We start from the raw sequence: 18,390 nt of genomic DNA, 5'->3' as shown, positions 1-18,390 counted from the left end.
AATTATGTTTAATACTGTATATGATGTAATAGTTGTTGGTGGGGGTCACGCTGGAAGTGAGGCTGCTGCCGCTGCCGCAAATATGGGTGCTCATACATTGTTAATTACAATGAGTTTGCAGAATATTGCGCAAATGAGTTGTAACCCTGCAATGGGCGGAATTGCTAAAGGACAAATTGTTCGTGAGATTGATGCCCTGGGTGGTTATAGTGGAATTGTTACGGACAAAACTGCTATTCAATTTAAGATGTTGAATAAATCTAAAGGACCTGCAATGTGGAGTCCTAGAGCTCAAAGTGATCGTATGCGTTTTGCTGAAACTTGGAGAAATATGTTGGAAGAAACTACCAATGTAGATTTCTTTCAGGATATGGTAAAGGGTTTATTATTTGAAGGAAATAAAATTGTTGGAGTAAAAACATCGTTAGGAATTGAAATAAAATCGAAGACAGTTATTATTACTGCTGGTACTTTTTTAAATGGTTTAATTCATATTGGAGATAAAACTTTTGGTGGAGGTAGAGCAGGTGAAAGTGCATCAATTGGTATTACAGAAGATTTGGTGAAAGTTGGTTTTGAAGCTGGAAGAATGAAAACAGGAACACCTCCAAGAGTTGATGGAAGATCGTTAGATTATTCAAAAATGATTGAACAACCTGGTGATGAAAATCCTGAAAAATTCTCTTATTTGGCTTCAACAAAACCTTTAGAAAAACAACGTTCTTGTTATATGAGTTATACTTCTTTGGAAGTACATGATTTGTTACGAACTGGGTTTGATAGATCACCAATGTTTAATGGTAGAATAAAAAGTATTGGTCCAAGATATTGTCCTTCTATTGAAGATAAAATAGATCGTTTTGCTACTAAAGAACGTCATCAAATATTTGTTGAGCCAGAAGGGTGGAATACCGTTGAGGTTTATGTAAATGGATTTTCTACTTCGTTGCCAGAAGATATTCAAGACAAAGCTTTACGTAAAGTTGCTGGTTTTGAAAATGTGAAATTCTTTAGATATGGATATGCTATTGAATACGACTTTTTTCCACCTACACAATTGTCGCATACGTTAGAAACTAAATTAATAAAAAACTTATATTTTGCTGGTCAAATAAATGGAACGACTGGATATGAAGAAGCAGCGGCGCAAGGTTTAATGGCGGGTATAAATGCTGCTTTAAATGTTCAAGAAAGAGCTCCGTTTATATTAAAAAGAAATGAAGCTTATATTGGTGTTTTAATAGATGATTTAATTACAAAGGGAACTGAAGAGCCTTATAGAATGTTTACATCAAGAGCTGAATATAGAACTTTATTAAGACAAGATAATGCGGATTTACGTTTAACTCCGTTAGCTTTTAAATTAGGTTTGGCTTCACAAGATAGAATGGATAGAGTTATTGAAAAGCAAATGAAAACAGATTTATTTGTAAAGTTTTTAATTGACACGAGTGTAAAGCCTGAAGTTATAAATCCTATTTTAGAGGATAATAAAACTGCGCCAATTTCACAGTCTATGAAGATGTTTAAAATTGCGGCTAGGCCTCAATTAGATTTTAATGATATTCAAAGAATACCTTCTGTTGCAGCTTTTGTTTTAGAGAATAATATTGATAATGAAATAATAGAACAAACTGAAGTTCATGTTAAATATGCTGGCTATATAGAAAAGGAAAAGAATCAAGCTGATAAATTAAATCGTCTTGAAAATGTTGCTATACCATCTGCGTTTGATTATTATAAAGTAGCTTCTTTATCTATTGAAGCTCGCCAGAAATTAACTAAAATTAAACCAATAACAATTTCACAAGCAAGTAGAATAAGTGGAGTTTCACCAAGTGATATTTCTGTGTTATTAGTTTATATGGGAAGATAAATTTATATGTTCCACGTGGAACGATTGAAAAATGAAAACTAAGAATAACGAATATTTAGAGTGTAAAGATTACACGGTTTCGAAAGAAAACTTTAAATTAATTTATAAAGAAAAGCTGGATATGTTAGAAACATATCCACAACCTTCAATTGAAAATTTATCTAAATATTACGAAAGCGAGGATTATATTTCTCATACAGATTCTAAAAAATCTTTTATTGATAAACTTTATCAATTTGTAAAAAGTATTGCCTTAAAAAATAAATTGAAACTAATTAATTCATTTAATACAGAAGAAAAAAATTTATTAGATGTAGGGTGTGGAACAGGTGAGTTTTTACTAACCTGTAATAATAACCATTGGAATGTAGTAGGAGTAGAGCCAAATAAAAATGCTCGAGAGTTAACATTAAGTAAATTAAAAGATATTAATTCATCAACTATTGTAAATGATATAAATGAATTGACTTCTGAAAAATTTGATGTTATTACAATGTGGCATGTGTTGGAACACGTTCCAAATTTAAATGAATACATTTCTAAACTAAAACAATTATTAAAACCAAATGGGATTTTAGTTGTTGCTGTTCCAAATTATAAAAGTTTTGATGCGTTATATTATAAACAGTTTTGGGCTGCTTTTGATGTTCCAAGACATTTATGGCATTTTTCACAAAAATCTATTCAACAACTTTTTTTAAAAGAAAATTTAAAAGTTGAAAAAATAGTACCAATGTATTTCGATTCTTTTTATGTTTCTATTTTAAGTGAAAAATACAAAACGGGATCTGGTAATATTTTAAAAGCTTTTTATACCGGTTTACGTTCAAATTTAAAAGCAATTAAAACAAATGAGTATTCTTCTCTAATATATGTTATAAAATCTAGTAAATATTAATCCTAAAGAGATTTCTTGCAATATTTAACACTTCAGCATAAGATAACCTTGCTATTTTTTTAAAACGCCTTAAAACGCCTTATTTAAACCTGTATTTCATAAATATAGTTTATAAATATCGTTTTTTATATAAATATTCTTAATAGTAAAATAATCAGTAAATAAATTGGCTATTTGTATTATATTCGCAGGAATTTTAAAAAACCAAATAAATAATTATAAAATGAAAAAAATTCTATTATTGGCTTTTGTGATTGCTTTTGCATCATGTAACCAAACTAACCAAACTAAAATTGCTTACATTAATGTTGAAGATTTAATGAAAGATTATGAAGGTACAAAAGCATTAGAGGAAACTTTAAAAGGAAAACAAGAAGTAATGGCAAAAGAGTTGGATAGTATTTCTGCTCCTTTTCAACAAAAGGTACAAGAGTATTACCAAAAAGCCGAAAAAATGTCCGCATCTAAAAGAGCGGCTACTGAACAAGCTTTGCAACAAGAACAACAAGGTTTACAAGCAAGACAACAACAAGCGTCTCAAGCTTTACAATTAGAAAATCAAACTTTGAGTGAAGCTATTACAAAAAAGGTAGATAGTTTTGTGGCAACTTACGCTAAAGCAAATGGTTTAGGTTTAGTTTTAGGAACTTCAGGGAATGGAACTGTTATGTATGGCGATGATAAGTTAAATGTAACTAGCCAGATATTAGATGTTCTTAATAAAGATTTTGCTAAGAAATAATTTTTAAAACACTGATATATAGTAGTTTAAATAAAAAAACCTCTTAATTTTAAGAGGTTTTTTTATTTATTTAGATTTTGCTCCAGAAAACTGATGATCTTTTAATTTAAAAAGTACATTAAAAGTGGTTAAACTTCCATAAATACGAGTTATGTATTGCTCTAAATCCACCTTTTCTTGATCATCTAATAATTTGCTCGAATTTATTTTTTGTTCCATAACCCTAACTCTATCACGCACCATTACTATTTTATGGAAAAATGTATCAATAGGGATTTCTTTACTCGCTAAATTTGTATCCTTAGGTTCTATAATTATTTTACCACCTTTCCAACGATCTGCAATTGGAATAATTTCAGAAACATCAGACCATTTTTTGAGCATATTTTTTAAAATGGTTTCAACTTCCAAAAAACTTACTGAATCTACTTCATCTTCAACAGCTTCAATTACTTCAAATTCGCTATCAATATCAATAGTTTCTAATCCGTTTTCTATAAAAGTTACCCAATAATGTTCTGAAGTAACGTTTGTAACAACATCTAAACCAAATTCTGAATGTTTAATTCTAGATCCAATTCCTAATAGTTTCATTTTTATATTTTTTTAAGTTAATAAGTAGATACCAATAATATTTAACATAAAGTAAACCGTTATGTTCATAGCTCCTGGATAATCTTTTGCTATGCGTTGGCCAACTAAAAATTGTAATAATGTTATTGCTGAAATTTCTAGTCCAACTTTTGCGATTAATAAATCATTTTGAGTAACCAAATAGTAAAGTCCTAAGGTTAATAAAAAGACTGTAGCAATTTCAAAAACCACAATATTTATTAATAAAATTGGAATTATTTTTTGGAGTATAGTTTTGCTAAAATGAATGGTATAATAGGCTACAGTTCCTTTCCAATCTGCCAGTTTTTCTAAAACCGAAAATAGGTATGTAATTATAAAAAATATAACTATTAATATTTCGGCAGTATGATTTTTAATAATAGACATTTACTCTTGTTTTTAGCAAAAGTAAATTAAAAAAAGGTCTTCATAATTTATAATGACCTTTTGTGTTAGCTTTAATATTATCAACTGGGCTTAGTTTACTTATTTGTGTAATTACAAGTTACTATAATTAAAGATATTATAATGCCAATTAAATTAACTTGGATTGTTGGTGAATGTTCCTTAAAAATATGTTTTAAAAGAGTTGGAGAAATAATGCAATATTTCAATAAAATAGAGCCAAATTAACAACGATATGCTTTTTACGGTAGCTTTGCGTATTCTAATTTAAAAGTATTCCTAAAACAGTTTTATTTCCTATGTAACTAAATTTTTAATTGGTTTTGGTTAAAAAATTAGTAATAGTCAACAAAATTTAAATGAAGCGTATAGTTATAAGCTTTTTTTATGCTTCTTTTGTATGTAAAAGACGAGTTAGTTTAATAGATAAATCTAATAAAATTATTTTAGCGTTTCCATTTCGTTCAATGTGATAAATGGCATCGTTTAATTCTTTATTTATCTCTAAAATATTTTCACTGTGAATAAATGGCGCAAAATTTTCTAATTTAAAATTAGATTTAGGTTCCAAAAACACCAAAGAATCTGCACTGTAATTTAGCAGTAAGGCTTGTCTAAAAAATTGCAAACAATAATGTAAAAACTTCTTTTGAGTTTCTCTACCACTTTTAGCAATGGTTTCGCTCCAACTAATTAAATTTTGGATTACCGAAGCATTTCCTTTTGCTTTAAAAGCAGCTCTAATCCATGTAATAAACCACTCTTCAAATTGTTCATCAGAACTGTTGTTGTGTAAAAGCTGAAGAGCTTTATTATAATTTCCATCGGCTTGTTGCGAAATTTGTTCAGCAATAGGTTTATCAGTTCCTTCTTTTTCAATTAAACCATTAGCTATATCTGCATCAGAAAGTAAAGGAAATTGTAAAATTTGGCAGCGAGATTTTATGGTAGTTATTATTTGGTCATCAGATTCGGCAACCAATATAAACACTGTTTTTGTAGGTGGTTCTTCTAAAAGTTTTAACAATTTATTTGCTGCTGAAGTATTCATTTTTTCAGCCATCCAAATAATCATTACTTTATAACCTCCTTCATAACTTTTAAGACGTAGTGCTTTTACAATATCTTCAGCTTCATCAACTCCAATTTGTCCTTGTTTATTTTCAACTCCTAAATGTTGAAGCCATTGAAAAAGGTTTCCATAAGGGTGCAATTCAATAAACTTGCGCCAATCTTCTAAAAATAAACTACTAACGGGATGACTTTTTACGCTGTCGTTTGTTGCTACGGGAAATGCAAAATGCAAATCTGGATGCATTAATTTTGAACATTTAATAGCACATTCTTCTTTATTATTACTGGTGCTGCATAAAATATATTGAGCATATGCAATAGCCATTGATAATACGCCAGAACCTTCTTTACCTACAAATAATTGAGCGTGAGAAACCCTTCCATTATCAGTTGATTTTATTAAATGGTTCTTTAAGTGCTCCTGTCCTAAAATTTCGTTAAAATTCATTGAAGCGAATGTAAAACAATTTTTCAATTTTAATAAATATTGAAGCTAAGAATCTCTAACTAACAATTAAATATAATACAGTATTTAACGTATTTTGTTCTATTTATAATACCAATTTATCAAGTTTTAATAATGAATATTTAAATAATGAACATATAAGTATTCAATTGAATAAGACCATTTATATATAGGTTTTTTTAAAATAACTTGGTTTTTAATGGTTTGGAATGAAATCGGTTTCGTAAAAAACTAGTTTCACTAGCTTAATTTGAGTTATATTTGTTGAACAAAATATTATAAAAATGAAAACAATACAAGATATTAGTTTTGAAGGTAAAAAAGCCTTAATTAGAGTAGATTTTAATGTGCCATTAGACGAAAATTTTAATGTAACAGATGCAACAAGAATCCAAGCTGCTAAACCAACAATTATAAAAATTTTAGAAGACGGTGGAGCCGCTATTTTAATGTCGCATTTAGGACGTCCAAGTGGAGTTGAAGATAAATACTCTTTAAAACATATTATTGATAAAGTTTCTGAAATAATAGGAGTAGAGGTAAAATTCGCATCTAACTGTGTTGGAGAAGAAGCTGAGAAAGCTGCTGCAGGTTTAAAAATGGGTGAAGTTTTATTATTAGAAAATTTACGTTTTCATCCTGAAGAAAAAGCAGGAGATATTGAATTTGCATCACAACTTTCAAAATTAGGAGATATTTATGTAAATGATGCGTTTGGTACTGCTCACAGAGCACATGCTTCAACAACAATTATTGCTCAATTTTTTCCAAAAGCTAAATGTTTTGGTGCTTTATTAGCGCAAGAAATTGTGAGTCTTAAAAAAATATTAGAAGAAGGTGAAAAACCAGTATTGGCTATTTTAGGAGGAGCAAAAGTTTCTTCAAAAATTACAGTTATTGAAAATATTTTGGATAAAGTAGATCATCTTATTATTGGTGGTGGAATGAGCTTTACATTTGTAAAAGCACAAGGAGGTAAAATAGGGCAATCTATTTGTGAAGATGATAAGCAAGAATTAGCTTTAGAAATATTAAAAAAAGCAAAAGAAAAAGGAGTTCAAATACATATTCCTGTTGATGTAATTGCTGCTGATGATTTTAGTAACGACGCAAATACTCAAGTTTGTGATATTTACAATATTCCTGATGGTTGGGAAGGTGTTGATGCAGGACCAAAATCTAGAGAATTATTTGATAAAGTTGTAAACCAATCTAAAACTATTCTTTGGAATGGACCTTTAGGTGTTTTTGAAATAGATGCTTTTTCTAAAGGAACAATTGCTCTAGGAGAATCTATTGCTAAAGCAACTAAAAATGGAACTTTCTCACTTGTAGGTGGTGGAGATTCTGTAGCAGCTGTTAAACAATTTGGATTTGCTGATAAAGTAAGTTATGTTTCAACAGGTGGTGGAGCAATGTTAGAAAGTTTAGAAGGTAAAATTTTACCAGGTATTGAAGCTATCTTAAAATAGGCTTTAATCTAAAAAAGAACGTCATGCTGAATTTATTTTAGCATCTCATCATATTTAAAAAAACCATTTTCTAAATCTTTAGGAAATGGTTTTTTCTTCATACTAAACTAAAAGAATTAAAAAAATGAAATATTCCAATATACCAAATACTAATATAAGAGTAAGTAAAATTTGTTTAGGTACTATGACTTTTGGTCAACAAAATACTGAACAAGAAGCCCATGAGCAATTAAGTTATGCTGTTGATCAGGGTGTTAATTTTATTGATACTGCCGAAATGTATTCCATACCAGGAAGTAAAGAAACACAAGGTAATTCAGAAAAATATATTGGAAGTTGGTTAAAAGATCAAAAACGTGAAGATTTGGTTGTAGCTACCAAAGTAACTGGTCCAAACGATTATTTTAATTATTTACGCGAAAATTTAGGCTTTTCAAAACCTGTAATTTTAGATGCTTTAGATAAAAGTTTAAAACGCTTACAAACTGATTATGTAGATGTTTATCAATTACATTGGCCAGATAGAAATGTACCTTTTTTTGGACAAAGAAATTATAAGCATAACTCAAATGAACAATGGGAAGATAATATTAAAGAAGTTGTGGAAATATTAGATGGCTTGGTAAAAGAAGGTAAGATTCGTAATTATGGTGTTTCTAATGAGAGTTCTTGGGGAGTTATGCGTCATTTAAATGAAAGTACTCAAAATAATTTAACGCGCTGTAAAACAATTCAAAATCCATATTCACTTCTAAATAGATTGTTTGAAATTAATTTAGCCGAAGTTTCAATGCGAGAGAATGTAGGATTATTGGCTTATTCTCCGTTAGCATTTGGAGTACTTTCGGGTAAATATTTAAACGGTCAATTACCTGAGAATTCTCGTATTAAGTTATTTCCAAATTATAAACGCTATAATAGTGATCAATCTACGTTTTTAACTGAAAAATACTTAGAATTAGCAACGGAATTAAATATAAGTTTAGCGCAATTATCTTTGGCTTTTGTAAATCAACAACCTTTTTTAACAGGTAATATTATTGGAGCAACCACAATGAAACAATTAAAAGAAAACATTGGTAGTATCCACGTGGAACTTTCAATTGAAACTTTATTGAAAATTGATGAAATTCAAGAGCTACAGCCTAATCCAGCACCTTAAATAGTTAAAAATCTTGTGTTTAAAGTGAAATTTTTTAGTATTATGACTTTTATCATTGTTTAATGTTAAAAAATTCTTAAAATTTGCTAATTGAAAGTAGTAGAAGATAATTTTATCCGAAACTCTTTTTATAAATTTTAAGAGAAATGAAAAGACTATTTAGATTTTTAATTCCACCAAAAGAATGGATCTTACCAGTAATTATATTATTGGGAGCTATTACAGGGCTTACAATGTATGCTTTAGTTGAGTCTAAGGCAGTTTCATATCTTTCAGATGATCCTAAAACTTGTGCTAATTGTCATGTTATGACTCCACAATATAGTACTTGGCAAAATAGTTCTCATAGAGAGTGGGCAAGTTGTAATGATTGTCACGTACCACAAGACAATGTTTTAAAAAAATATGCTTTTAAAGCTAAGGATGGTTTATACCATGCTTCAGTATTTCTTACACGTGGGGAACCAGAGGTAATTAGAATGAAAGAAGCTGGTGTTGAAGTAGTTCAAAACAATTGTATTAGATGCCATAAAGATCAAGTAACTGATGCAAGGCTTAGTGGAACTATTGAGAATCATTTTGAAAACAGAACAGAAAGAAAATGTTGGACTTGCCATCAAGAAGTTCCTCATGGTAGCATACATAGTTTGTCTTCTGTTAAATATTATGGAAAAATAGACGAAGAACATCAAGAAACTGTACCACAGTGGTTAAGTAAATTTTTAAAAGAAAAAGAATCAGATAATCAAAAAGATAAAAAAGATGAGTAATACAAGAAAACCTTGGAAAAACTGGGTGCTATTTTTAGCATCGTTAGTAATCGTGTTTTTGTTAGGACTTTTAGTGTCTTCAATAACAGAACGTAAAATGGAGGCTAAATTTGCTTATACTCCAATGACGGAAATAAAAAAATTAGAACCAAGAAACGAAGTTTGGGGAGAAAATTTTCCAAGAGAGTTTCAATCTTATTATAAAACTGCAGATACTGCATTCCGCTCTAAATATAACGGAAATGCAATGATAGATATGTTAGATGTAGATCCTCGTTTGGTGGTTCTTTGGGCTGGATATGGTTTTTCAAAAGATTACAATCAAGGGCGTGGTCACGTTTATGCAATTGAAGATGTTTCAAACTCATTACGTACTGGTGGACCAACTGGACCAGAAGATGGACCAATGCCTGCAACTTGTTGGACATGTAAATCTCCTGATGTTCCACGTTTAATTAACGAAATTGGAGTAGATGATTACTACAAAGGTAAATGGGCTGGTAAAGGTGAACAAATTGTAAATCCAATTGGTTGTGCTAACTGTCACGATGAAAAATCAATGAAATTAACTATTACGCAACCTGCTTTAATTGAGGCATTTGAGCGTCAAGGAAAGGATATAACAAAATCATCTCATAATGATATGCGTACTTTAGTTTGTGCACAATGTCACGTAGAGTACTATTTCAACAAACATTTACCAGAAAAAGAAGGAATTCCTTACTTAGTATTCCCTTGGGATGATGGGCAAACCGTTGAAGATATGGAAGCTTATTACGATAAAGTTGGTCACGTAGATTGGACTCATAAAATTAGTAGAGCTCCAATGTTAAAGGCACAACACCCAGGTTACGAAACTTACCAAATGGGAATTCACGGTAAAAGAGGTGTTTCTTGTGCAGATTGTCATATGCCTTATAAAACTGAAGGTGGACAAAAATTTACAGATCACCATATTCAATCTCCTTTAAACAATGTTGCAAATTCTTGTCAAGTTTGTCATAGAGAAGAAAAAGATGAATTAATTAAAAACGTTTTTGATAATCAAGATAAAATTATTGAAAACAGAGATCAATTAGAGCGTTTATTAGTTAGAGCTCACGTTGAAGCAGGAAAAGCTTGGGAATTAGGAGCAACTGAAGAACAAATGAAAGATATTTTACAAGGTATTCGCTATGGACAATGGCGTTGGGATTATGTTGCAGCATCTCACGGTGGTTCTTTTCATGCTCCTGTTGAGCTAGGAAGAGTATTAGGAACAGGTATTGATATTACACAAGAAACTAGAATTAAATTGGCTAAATTGTTAATGGAGTTAGGTTTTAAAGGTGAAGTACCTTATCCAGATATTGAAACAAAAGCTAAAGCTCAAGAATTTATTGGATTACCAATGGAAGAATTAAAGGCTGAAAAAGCTAAATTCCTAAAAGAATTACGTCCTAAATGGCAAGAAGCTGCTAAAAAGAGAGAAGCTACATATTAGTAATAATATGGGGTAATTAATATCTAGTACTGAGTTTTTAACTAAAAATTTTAAATTAGTATATTAAAAAACTCATATTTAAAAATATAGTATATTTGACTTTATATGAGTGAAAATAATATAAAGATTCAACGTAATTTATGGGAAAATCCCTGGGGTTACGTTGAATCTTTTTTTATAGGAATAGGTTTAATAATAACCGGACTTTTTTTAGAGGTTTTTAGTACTTCTACTAGTGTATTTACAATTGCATATCCATACAATGTAATCTTTTTAGGAGGTTATATTATATTGCTATTTGTATTGTATAAATGGTTTACAAATTCACAAATTATTCGTTGGCTTACAAAAGTACCCGCTTCAATATCAAGTATTGTTTTGGTAACAGTGCTAGTTATGATAATGGGAATTATACCTCAAATACCTTCAGAAAATAGGATTATAAATAATTTAGGTTTAAACCACATAACAAGTAATTGGGCATTTTTATTAATCTTGTTCCAATTTGTAACCTGTTTGGGTTTAATTTCAATAAAAAGATTGCTACAATTTAAATGGTCTAATTTTGGTTTTATATTAAACCATACCGGACTTTTTTTAGCGTTAACCGCAGGTGTTTTAGGAACTGGAGATTTACAACGTTTGTCTTTAAATGTGTATGAAGGAAAACCAAGTTGGATTGCAACAGATTCTTATAAAAATGAAAAAGTTGAATTGCCTTTTGCCTTTTATTTAAAAGATTTTTTAATAGAAGAATACAATCCAAAATTAGCCTTAGTAGATAATAAAACAGGAAGTATTGCGCATAACGATGGTAAAAACCTTTATTTAGTTGAAAAAGGAGAAACATATTATTTTCATAATTTTGAGGTTAAAATTGAAGATTTTTTACCAAATGCTATTCGTTTTGGGATGAGATATGAAGCTGTTAACGAAGTAGGTTCATCTCCAGCAGCAAAAATTTCAGTAAAAAACGTTGAAAACGATTCAATTCAATCTGCTTGGATAAGTAGTGGAAGTTTCCGCTATCCTTATGAATCTCTTAAAATAAGCGAAGACTATTCAGTGGTAATGACAATTCCTGAAGTGAAAAAGTTTAGTTCAGATATTGATATTTTAACCAGAGAAGGTGATCGAATTAGTACAGTATTAGAAGTAAATAAACCTTTTAAGTACAAAGGTTGGAAAATTTACCAGCTTAGTTATGATGATAAAATGGGAAAATGGAGCAATTTAAGCGTTTTAGAGCTTGTAAAAGACCCATGGCTACCACTTATATATATTGGGATTTTTATGATGATTGCTGGCGCTATATATATGTTTTGGATGGGAAATAAAATAACTAAAAATAAAGAATAATGACTTGGATAGACTTTCCCTTATATAGTTCAATCATTGTTATCCTTTGGATAATTGGTTTGGTATTTTTAGTTGTTTCGTACAAAAAACAAGCAGTTTTTAAAATTGCCAATGCATTATTTGTTGTAGGTTGGGCGGTTATGATAGTTTTTGTAGTTAAATTATGGCTTGAGCTAGATCGGCCTCCAATGCGAACTTTGGGCGAAACTAGACTTTGGTATGCTACTTTTTTACCTTTAATTGGTTTTGTAACCTATGCTCGTTGGAAATATAAATGGTTTTTAGCCTACAGTATTGCCATGGCAAGTATGTTTTTAGCTATCAATTATTTAAATCCAGAAACCTATTCAAAAACCTTAATGCCAGCATTACAAAGTCCGTGGTTTATACCACATGTGTTGGTGTATTTATTTTCTTATGCAGTTTTAGCAGCATCAAGTATTGTTGCAATTAAAGGTTGGTACGATAATTATAATGGAAATTTCAAAATTGAAACTTTAAAACTTGCTGATAATCTAGTATATATTGGTTTTGCATTTTTAACTTTAGGGTTGTTATTTGGAGCATTATGGGCAAAAGAAGCTTGGGGACATTACTGGACCTGGGATCCTAAAGAAGTTTGGGCATTTTTAACTTGGATGGGCTATTTAATATACATTCATTACCGTTATTTTCATTCTCAAAACAGTAAACAAGCACTCACTATTTTGGCATTAGCTTTTGTGGTTTTATTAGTTTGTTGGTTTGGAGTAAATTATTTACCGGTAGCTAATACAAGTGTGCATACTTATACACAGTATTAATTATTTCATCATACTGAAGTTGTTTCCGTATCTCATCATAGTTATAATTAAATTATTTTTTGGGCGTTTCCCTTCGGGTCAGGCTATCACTACTCGCTTTTTTTAGTTGAAAAACAACTTAAAAAGAGCTTAAACATGCGTTCTATCCTTTACGCAATTTTAAATGTGCTATTCTATGTTGTAGAGATTTATTATACGGAACTTTAGTAAATTATTCTACTTTTTACTCTAACGGAAATATTGTTTTAAAAGCAATAACTGACATTTATCAGCTTATTTAAAATTATTCTAAATAAGCTTTGTTAGTTTAGTGATACATGTTACATTTGCCTCTTATTTATAATTAGTCTAAATAAAAATAAGATGAAAAAACAATTAACTACATTACTATTTTTAATACTTTCAACCATTATGTTTTCACAAAACGGAGGCGTAAAAGGTATTATAACAAACAACAATAATAATCCATTATATAGTGTAAATATTATTTTAAAAAACACAACAAAAGGTACACTTTCAAACAATAAAGGGTATTTTGAAATACAAAATCTACAGGACGGAGATTATATTTTATCAATTTCTAATATTGGGTATAAAACAAGAGAAATAAAGATTACTATTTCAAACAATAATGCAATAGATTTAAAAACAATTAAACTTTATGAAGGAAATGAAATTTTAAATGAAGTTGTAATTGAAAGTGCAAGAAATAATAAATTTTCAAGAAAACAAAGTGCCTATGTAGCTAAAATGCCACTTAAAAACATTGATAATTCTCAAGTTTATAGTACAATTACAAATCAATTATTAGTATCACAATCAGCCAATAGTTTTGAAGATGCTTTAAAAAATGCCGTTGGCGTAGATAAATTATGGTCTTCTACTGGTAGAAGTGGAGATGGAGCTGGTTATTATAGTATTCGTGGATTTTCTGTGCAACCACAATTAGTAAACGGAGTTTCAGGAATTACAAATGGATTTATAAACCCATCAAATGTAGAGCGTGTTGAGGTTATTAAAGGGCCTTCAGCAACGTTGTTTGGTAGTACACTAACTTCTTATGGAGGGTTAATTAACATAGTTACTAAAAAACCATACAATAGTTTTGGAGGAAGCGTTACCGTTGCTGGAGGTTCTTTTGGTTTTAGAAAAGTAAATGCAGATATTAATTTAAGTAATAAAGAAAACGTATCGTTTCGTTTAAATACTGGCTATCAAGAAGAAGATAGTTTTCAAGATAACGGTTACAAAAAATCTGTTTTTATAGCACCATCACTTACTTATAAGGTAAATAACAATTTAACGTTTAACCTATCTTATGAAGCTTCAGAAAACGAGCAAACAAACCAAACCTTTTTATTTTTAAACAGGTCTGCTCCATTGGTATTTAATACAATTGATGAATTAAATTATAACCCTAATAAATCTCTTACAAATGATGATGTAGTTATTGAAAACCCTACTCAAAACTATAAAGGTGAAATAGCATATAAACTTTCAAACAATTGGTCTTCTCAAACAATTATTGCAGGTGGAACCGCAAAATCAAGTGGATTTTATACGTATTTATGGAATTCTGCTGATTGGACAGATGTTTCAAACCCTGCAGGAACTCCAAATTTTGCATTGTATGCTCAAGAAACTGATGCTAAAACAAAAACATTTAACCTTCAGCAAAACTTTGTAGGAGAGTTTAAAATTGGAGATTTACAAAATAAATTTTTAGTTGGATTCGATTTTTTACAAACAACAATTATTGATAATGGTTCTAACTGGGGCTATTTACATACAGTTAATACGCAAGGAGATCTCATTTATGGAGAGCCTGAAATTTCAGCAGCTAATTTATATACAGTATTAGCAGGTATTGGAAATTCAAATATTAAAACAAAACAAAATGTTTTTGGAGCGTATGCATCTAATGTTGCAAAAATAACTCCTAAATTATCTGCAATGGCGAGTATTCGTTTTGATAGGTTTAAGTACGAAGGAGATTTGAATGATCCTTCAGATGATTTACAAGCATTTAATGAATCAACTTGGTCTCCTAAATTTGGTGTAGTTTATCAGCCTATTGTAAATAAGCTATCGATTTTCGGTAATTACCAAAATAGTTTCTCATATGTAAATCCAGAATTAGTTCCTGTTGATTTAAGCAATCCTTCTGCTGGAACAGTTTTACAATCTTATGATTTAGAACGTGCAAATCAACTAGAATTTGGAGTTAAAACAAATCTTTTTAATAATAGATTAGAAGCTACTTTAAATTATTATGACATTAAAGTTAAAGATAAAATAATGGGTTTTGGAGCTTCAAAAAAACAAGATGCAACCGTAAATAGCAACGGTGTTGAATTGGAGTTAAACGCAAGTCCAACAAAAGGCCTTAATTTAAGAGGTGGATTTAGTTATAACAATGCTGAAGTTATAAAATCTGCTTCTAGACCAGATTTAATTGGTTTACGACCTGCAGAATCTGGTTCAGACGTTATATATAATTTTTGGGGAGATTATAAAATTACCAAAGGTTTTGCTAAAAACCTTGGTTTTGGAGCTGGTTTTAATGGAGTAAGTAGTTATAATACTATGAGTGATTATACAAATTCTGGTGGTTTCGATTTACCTGCATATACCGTTTTTAATGCATCTGTATATTATGAAACCAGTAAGTTTAGAGTTAGCGTAAAAGGTAACAATTTAAACGATAAAGAATACTACTCTGGCTGGAGTACAGTAACTCCGCAACAAACAAGAGCATTTATAGCTACGTTAGATTATAAGTTTTAGATATATTAATTAATAAATGGTCGTCTAAGAAGTAAATTTTTCGTCAAACTGAACTTGTTTCAGGTTCTCATAGTAATTATTTATGAGTATGATAAGATTCTGAAATAAATTCAGAATGACGTTATTCAACACTTTTTAGACGCCCATTTCTCTTTATTTTTTTCAGATGAAATATAGAAAAACCATTCTTTCAATTCATAAAATACTTGGTTTAGTTACAGGTGTTGTTGTATTTATAGTATCAATAACTGGTTGTTGTTGGGCTTTTAGAAGTGAAATAGAAAGTACATACAATCAATACAAAAAAGTTGAACCGCAAAACAAAGCTATTTTAACACCAACAGAGGTAAAAACTATAGCAAAAGAAATTTTTCCAAACAATACAGTTCATGGTACAGTTTTTAAAAAAGCAGATGATGCGATTGAAGTTATTTTTTACGATGCAAAACCAGAGTTTTACCAAAGTGTTTTCTTAAACCCTTATTCAGGTGAAGTCATTCAAACAGACAATCATTTAAGTGGGTTTTTTGCTTTTATTTTAAAAGGTCATATGCGGTTATGGTTGCCAAAAGAAATTGGAGAACAAGTGGTTGGAGCATCAATACTTACTTTTATTTTAATTATTATTTCAGGCTTTGTACTGTGGATTCCTAAAAAGCGAAAAACCTTAAAACAACGGTTAAAATTTGATTGGAAGTCTACAACAAAATGGAAACGAAAAAACTTCGATTTACATACTGTAGTTGGGTTTTATGCCTGTACTTTTGCCTTAGTAGCTGCTTTTACAGGTGCAACAATATCATATAACTGGTTAAAATATGTGGTGTATGTTTCTTCTGGAGGTGATAAGGTTCCTGCATTTATTATACCTGAAAATACAAGTGAAAAAACAGCTGTTGATAGCAAAACATTACCAATAGACTATTTAATTGTAAAACTTCAAACTGAATCACCTAAAGCTAATAGTTTTGAATTGCATTATCCTGAAACAGAAGACTCAAGTATTTATGTTGAAGTTTCTAATAGTGAAGGTTTGTATTATAATTCTGACTATCGATTTTTTGATCAAAATACGTTAGAGGAAATTGAAACGGAAACCATTTTTGGTAAATATAAAGATGCCAAGTTTGCAGATAAATTAATCCGTATGAATTATGATATTCATATTGGAGCAATAGGTGGAATAGCTGGGAAAATTATAGCATTTTTAATTAGTTTAATTACTGCAAGTTTACCTGTAACAGGAGTTTTGTTATGGTATGGCCGTAAGTATAAGAAGAAACACTAAATAGCTGTTAAATCCACTATTTTGAATTCAACCATGTTAAATTATGCCAAAGTTGTTCTAAAGGTCCACGCTTATGGTTTTTCATCCACCATTTACTAAATAATATGAGAAGTATTGAACAGCCAATTCCTATTAAAAAGCTATAAGTTGCGCCAGTATATTTGTACAATCCAAAGCCAAATCCGTAATAAAGTGTTGTTCCAATAACGGTTTGAAATATGTAATTAGATAAGCTCATTTTTCCCATTGGAGAAAAGACATTTAATACTTTTTGCCAGAATTTTGAAAAATACAACAGTAAAAAACCAGATAATAATACAAAGGTAAAAGCAAAATTGGTCCAAGATTTTTCAATAGCTTTAAAAATAGTTCTAATTGTTTTGCTTTCAATTAAACCTATAGAATCTTTTTGAATAAAATACAACGGAATAAACATCATAAATGAGACAAAAAATACGCGAAGCCAAAACTTTTTATTTTTAGCTGTTAACACAAATAAGTTCTTTTTTGAAGCTATCATTCCAAGTATAAAAAGGCAAAGTAAATGTAAGAATCTTCCGTTCTCCCAGCTCCATAACCAAACGGCTTTTTTACCATTGGTTAAATTACCTTTTAAGGTTTCTAAAAGAGAATCACCAGGTATATATTCTTTCATTTTTCCAAAATAAGCCCAAGATCCTGGATTGCTAATTTCTATTGTCGTATTTTGAAAATAGTAAATTAGTCTACTTAACTCAAAAGGTTGTAAAAAGAGGATAAATGCCACTATTATAACTGCTTTGGAATCCATTTTAGCAAACGGAATTAAAAACAAACCTACAAAAGCGTAAAGTGTTAATATATCTCCTTGATAAAAAGCAGAGTTTATAGTTCCAAAAATAAAAAGTAATAGTAATCTCCAAATAAAACGGAGTCTAAAATCTTTACCTTTTTTTGCTTGATTATTCATTTGAATAAAAAAAGTAACACCAAACAAAAAGGCAAACATAGCATATGATTTTCCTGCGAAAAGGAAAAAAGTAGTATCCCAAATACTTTGATCTAATTGAATAAGCCAATTAGGTGAATTTTTGGGTTTAAAATAAAAATCGAAGTGTTCTAAATTATGTAAAAGCATTATGGAAACCAACGCAAAGCCTCTTAATGCATCAACATTTAAGAGTCTTTGTTTTGTGTTTAAAGTTTCCATA

General features: G+C 29.9%; 15 protein-coding genes. 11 read left to right on the top strand and 4 right to left on the bottom strand.

All coding sequences use genetic code 11. From position 1 onward, the window contains the following. The first annotated feature begins 4 nt into the window (after positions 1–4). The 3 genes from mnmG to DAD81_RS04445 all read left to right on the top strand — a co-directional run bounded on the left by mnmG (position 5) and on the right by DAD81_RS04445 (position 3,516). Entirely contained in the window at positions 5–1,876 is a 1,872-nt protein-coding gene (gene mnmG / locus DAD81_RS04455) for a tRNA uridine-5-carboxymethylaminomethyl(34) synthesis enzyme MnmG (protein WP_111707032.1), read from the top strand. A 31-nt stretch (positions 1,877–1,907) separates the two neighbouring features. Next, positions 1,908–2,774 (top strand): class I SAM-dependent methyltransferase, encoded by an 867-nt coding sequence (locus tag DAD81_RS04450; RefSeq protein ID WP_111707031.1) that lies wholly within the window; start codon positions 1,908–1,910, stop codon positions 2,772–2,774. A 223-nt stretch (positions 2,775–2,997) separates the two neighbouring features. Further along, entirely contained in the window at positions 2,998–3,516 is a 519-nt protein-coding gene (locus DAD81_RS04445; protein WP_111707030.1) for an OmpH family outer membrane protein, read from the top strand. Positions 3,517–3,582: 66 nt separating this feature from the next. Here DAD81_RS04445 and DAD81_RS04440 read toward each other — a convergent pair whose 3' ends face one another. The 3 genes from DAD81_RS04440 to DAD81_RS04430 all read right to left on the bottom strand — a co-directional run bounded on the left by DAD81_RS04440 (position 3,583) and on the right by DAD81_RS04430 (position 6,058). Further along, a complete protein-coding gene (locus tag DAD81_RS04440) occupies positions 3,583–4,110 on the bottom strand; it encodes a hypothetical protein (protein WP_111707029.1) in 528 nt (175 codons plus the stop codon). 12 nt (positions 4,111–4,122) lie between these two features. Continuing rightward, complete coding sequence (locus DAD81_RS04435; RefSeq protein WP_111707028.1) at positions 4,123–4,518, bottom strand: DoxX family protein; 396 nt, start codon at positions 4,516–4,518, stop codon at positions 4,123–4,125. 403 nt (positions 4,519–4,921) lie between these two features. Then, entirely contained in the window at positions 4,922–6,058 is a 1,137-nt protein-coding gene (locus DAD81_RS04430) for a DNA polymerase III subunit (protein WP_111707027.1), read from the bottom strand. A gap of 302 nt (positions 6,059–6,360) precedes the next feature. On the opposite strand from DAD81_RS04430, the gene DAD81_RS04425 reads away from it, so the two are divergent. The 8 genes from DAD81_RS04425 to DAD81_RS04390 all read left to right on the top strand — a co-directional run bounded on the left by DAD81_RS04425 (position 6,361) and on the right by DAD81_RS04390 (position 17,200). Then, positions 6,361–7,548, top strand: coding sequence for a phosphoglycerate kinase (locus DAD81_RS04425; protein WP_111707026.1), 1,188 nt, complete (start codon positions 6,361–6,363; stop codon positions 7,546–7,548). A 124-nt stretch (positions 7,549–7,672) separates the two neighbouring features. Next, a complete protein-coding gene (locus tag DAD81_RS04420) occupies positions 7,673–8,710 on the top strand; it encodes an aldo/keto reductase (RefSeq protein ID WP_111707025.1) in 1,038 nt (345 codons plus the stop codon). A gap of 146 nt (positions 8,711–8,856) precedes the next feature. Continuing rightward, entirely contained in the window at positions 8,857–9,480 is a 624-nt protein-coding gene (gene nrfH, locus DAD81_RS04415; RefSeq protein ID WP_111707024.1) for a cytochrome c nitrite reductase small subunit, read from the top strand. After that, complete coding sequence (gene nrfA / locus DAD81_RS04410) at positions 9,473–10,963, top strand: ammonia-forming cytochrome c nitrite reductase (RefSeq protein WP_111707023.1); 1,491 nt, start codon at positions 9,473–9,475, stop codon at positions 10,961–10,963. The genes nrfH and nrfA overlap by 8 nt, the downstream gene beginning before the upstream one ends. Positions 10,964–11,068: 105 nt before the next feature. Continuing rightward, positions 11,069–12,322 carry a cytochrome c biogenesis protein ResB gene (locus tag DAD81_RS04405; RefSeq protein WP_111707022.1) on the top strand — a complete coding sequence of 418 codons (1,254 nt, stop codon included), beginning with the start codon at positions 11,069–11,071 and terminating at the stop codon, positions 12,320–12,322. Further along, positions 12,322–13,125, top strand: coding sequence for a cytochrome c biogenesis protein CcsA (gene ccsA / locus DAD81_RS04400; protein WP_111707021.1), 804 nt, complete (start codon positions 12,322–12,324; stop codon positions 13,123–13,125). The genes DAD81_RS04405 and ccsA overlap by 1 nt, the downstream gene beginning before the upstream one ends. Before the next feature lie 363 nt (positions 13,126–13,488). Next, positions 13,489–15,912 (top strand): TonB-dependent receptor domain-containing protein, encoded by a 2,424-nt coding sequence (locus DAD81_RS21120; RefSeq protein ID WP_111707020.1) that lies wholly within the window; start codon positions 13,489–13,491, stop codon positions 15,910–15,912. A 166-nt stretch (positions 15,913–16,078) separates the two neighbouring features. Continuing rightward, positions 16,079–17,200, top strand: a complete 1,122-nt coding sequence (locus DAD81_RS04390) for a PepSY-associated TM helix domain-containing protein (RefSeq protein ID WP_111707019.1) — start codon at positions 16,079–16,081, stop codon at positions 17,198–17,200. 16 nt (positions 17,201–17,216) lie between these two features. Here the strand turns inward: DAD81_RS04390 and DAD81_RS04385 are convergent, their stop codons facing one another. Then, positions 17,217–18,389, bottom strand: a complete 1,173-nt coding sequence (locus DAD81_RS04385) for a DUF418 domain-containing protein (protein ID WP_111707018.1) — start codon at positions 18,387–18,389, stop codon at positions 17,217–17,219. Between the last annotated feature and the right edge of the window lies 1 nt (position 18,390).

Source organism: Lutibacter citreus, assembly GCF_003260195.1.
GTDB classification, from domain to species: domain Bacteria; phylum Bacteroidota; class Bacteroidia; order Flavobacteriales; family Flavobacteriaceae; genus Lutibacter; species Lutibacter citreus.
Note: the sequence above shows the minus strand (reverse complement) of the source record. Positions and strands in the feature narration are given on the sequence as shown.

What these genes read in the sequence shown, in the direction of transcription:
- mnmG (WP_111707032.1), top strand. Translation starts at nt 5, where the DNA reads ATGTTTAATACTGTATATGATGTAATAGTTGTTGGTGGGGGTCACGCT.
- DAD81_RS04450 (WP_111707031.1), top strand. Translation starts at nt 1,908, where the DNA reads ATGAAAACTAAGAATAACGAATATTTAGAGTGTAAAGATTACACGGTT.
- DAD81_RS04445 (WP_111707030.1), top strand. Translation starts at nt 2,998, where the DNA reads ATGAAAAAAATTCTATTATTGGCTTTTGTGATTGCTTTTGCATCATGT.
- DAD81_RS04440 (WP_111707029.1), bottom strand. Translation starts at nt 4,110, where the DNA reads ATGAAACTATTAGGAATTGGATCTAGAATTAAACATTCAGAATTTGGT.
- DAD81_RS04435 (WP_111707028.1), bottom strand. Translation starts at nt 4,518, where the DNA reads ATGTCTATTATTAAAAATCATACTGCCGAAATATTAATAGTTATATTT.
- DAD81_RS04430 (WP_111707027.1), bottom strand. Translation starts at nt 6,058, where the DNA reads ATGAATTTTAACGAAATTTTAGGACAGGAGCACTTAAAGAACCATTTA.
- DAD81_RS04425 (WP_111707026.1), top strand. Translation starts at nt 6,361, where the DNA reads ATGAAAACAATACAAGATATTAGTTTTGAAGGTAAAAAAGCCTTAATT.
- DAD81_RS04420 (WP_111707025.1), top strand. Translation starts at nt 7,673, where the DNA reads ATGAAATATTCCAATATACCAAATACTAATATAAGAGTAAGTAAAATT.
- nrfH (WP_111707024.1), top strand. Translation starts at nt 8,857, where the DNA reads ATGAAAAGACTATTTAGATTTTTAATTCCACCAAAAGAATGGATCTTA.
- nrfA (WP_111707023.1), top strand. Translation starts at nt 9,473, where the DNA reads ATGAGTAATACAAGAAAACCTTGGAAAAACTGGGTGCTATTTTTAGCA.
- DAD81_RS04405 (WP_111707022.1), top strand. Translation starts at nt 11,069, where the DNA reads ATGAGTGAAAATAATATAAAGATTCAACGTAATTTATGGGAAAATCCC.
- ccsA (WP_111707021.1), top strand. Translation starts at nt 12,322, where the DNA reads ATGACTTGGATAGACTTTCCCTTATATAGTTCAATCATTGTTATCCTT.
- DAD81_RS21120 (WP_111707020.1), top strand. Translation starts at nt 13,489, where the DNA reads ATGAAAAAACAATTAACTACATTACTATTTTTAATACTTTCAACCATT.
- DAD81_RS04390 (WP_111707019.1), top strand. Translation starts at nt 16,079, where the DNA reads ATGAAATATAGAAAAACCATTCTTTCAATTCATAAAATACTTGGTTTA.
- DAD81_RS04385 (WP_111707018.1), bottom strand. Translation starts at nt 18,389, where the DNA reads ATGGAAACTTTAAACACAAAACAAAGACTCTTAAATGTTGATGCATTA.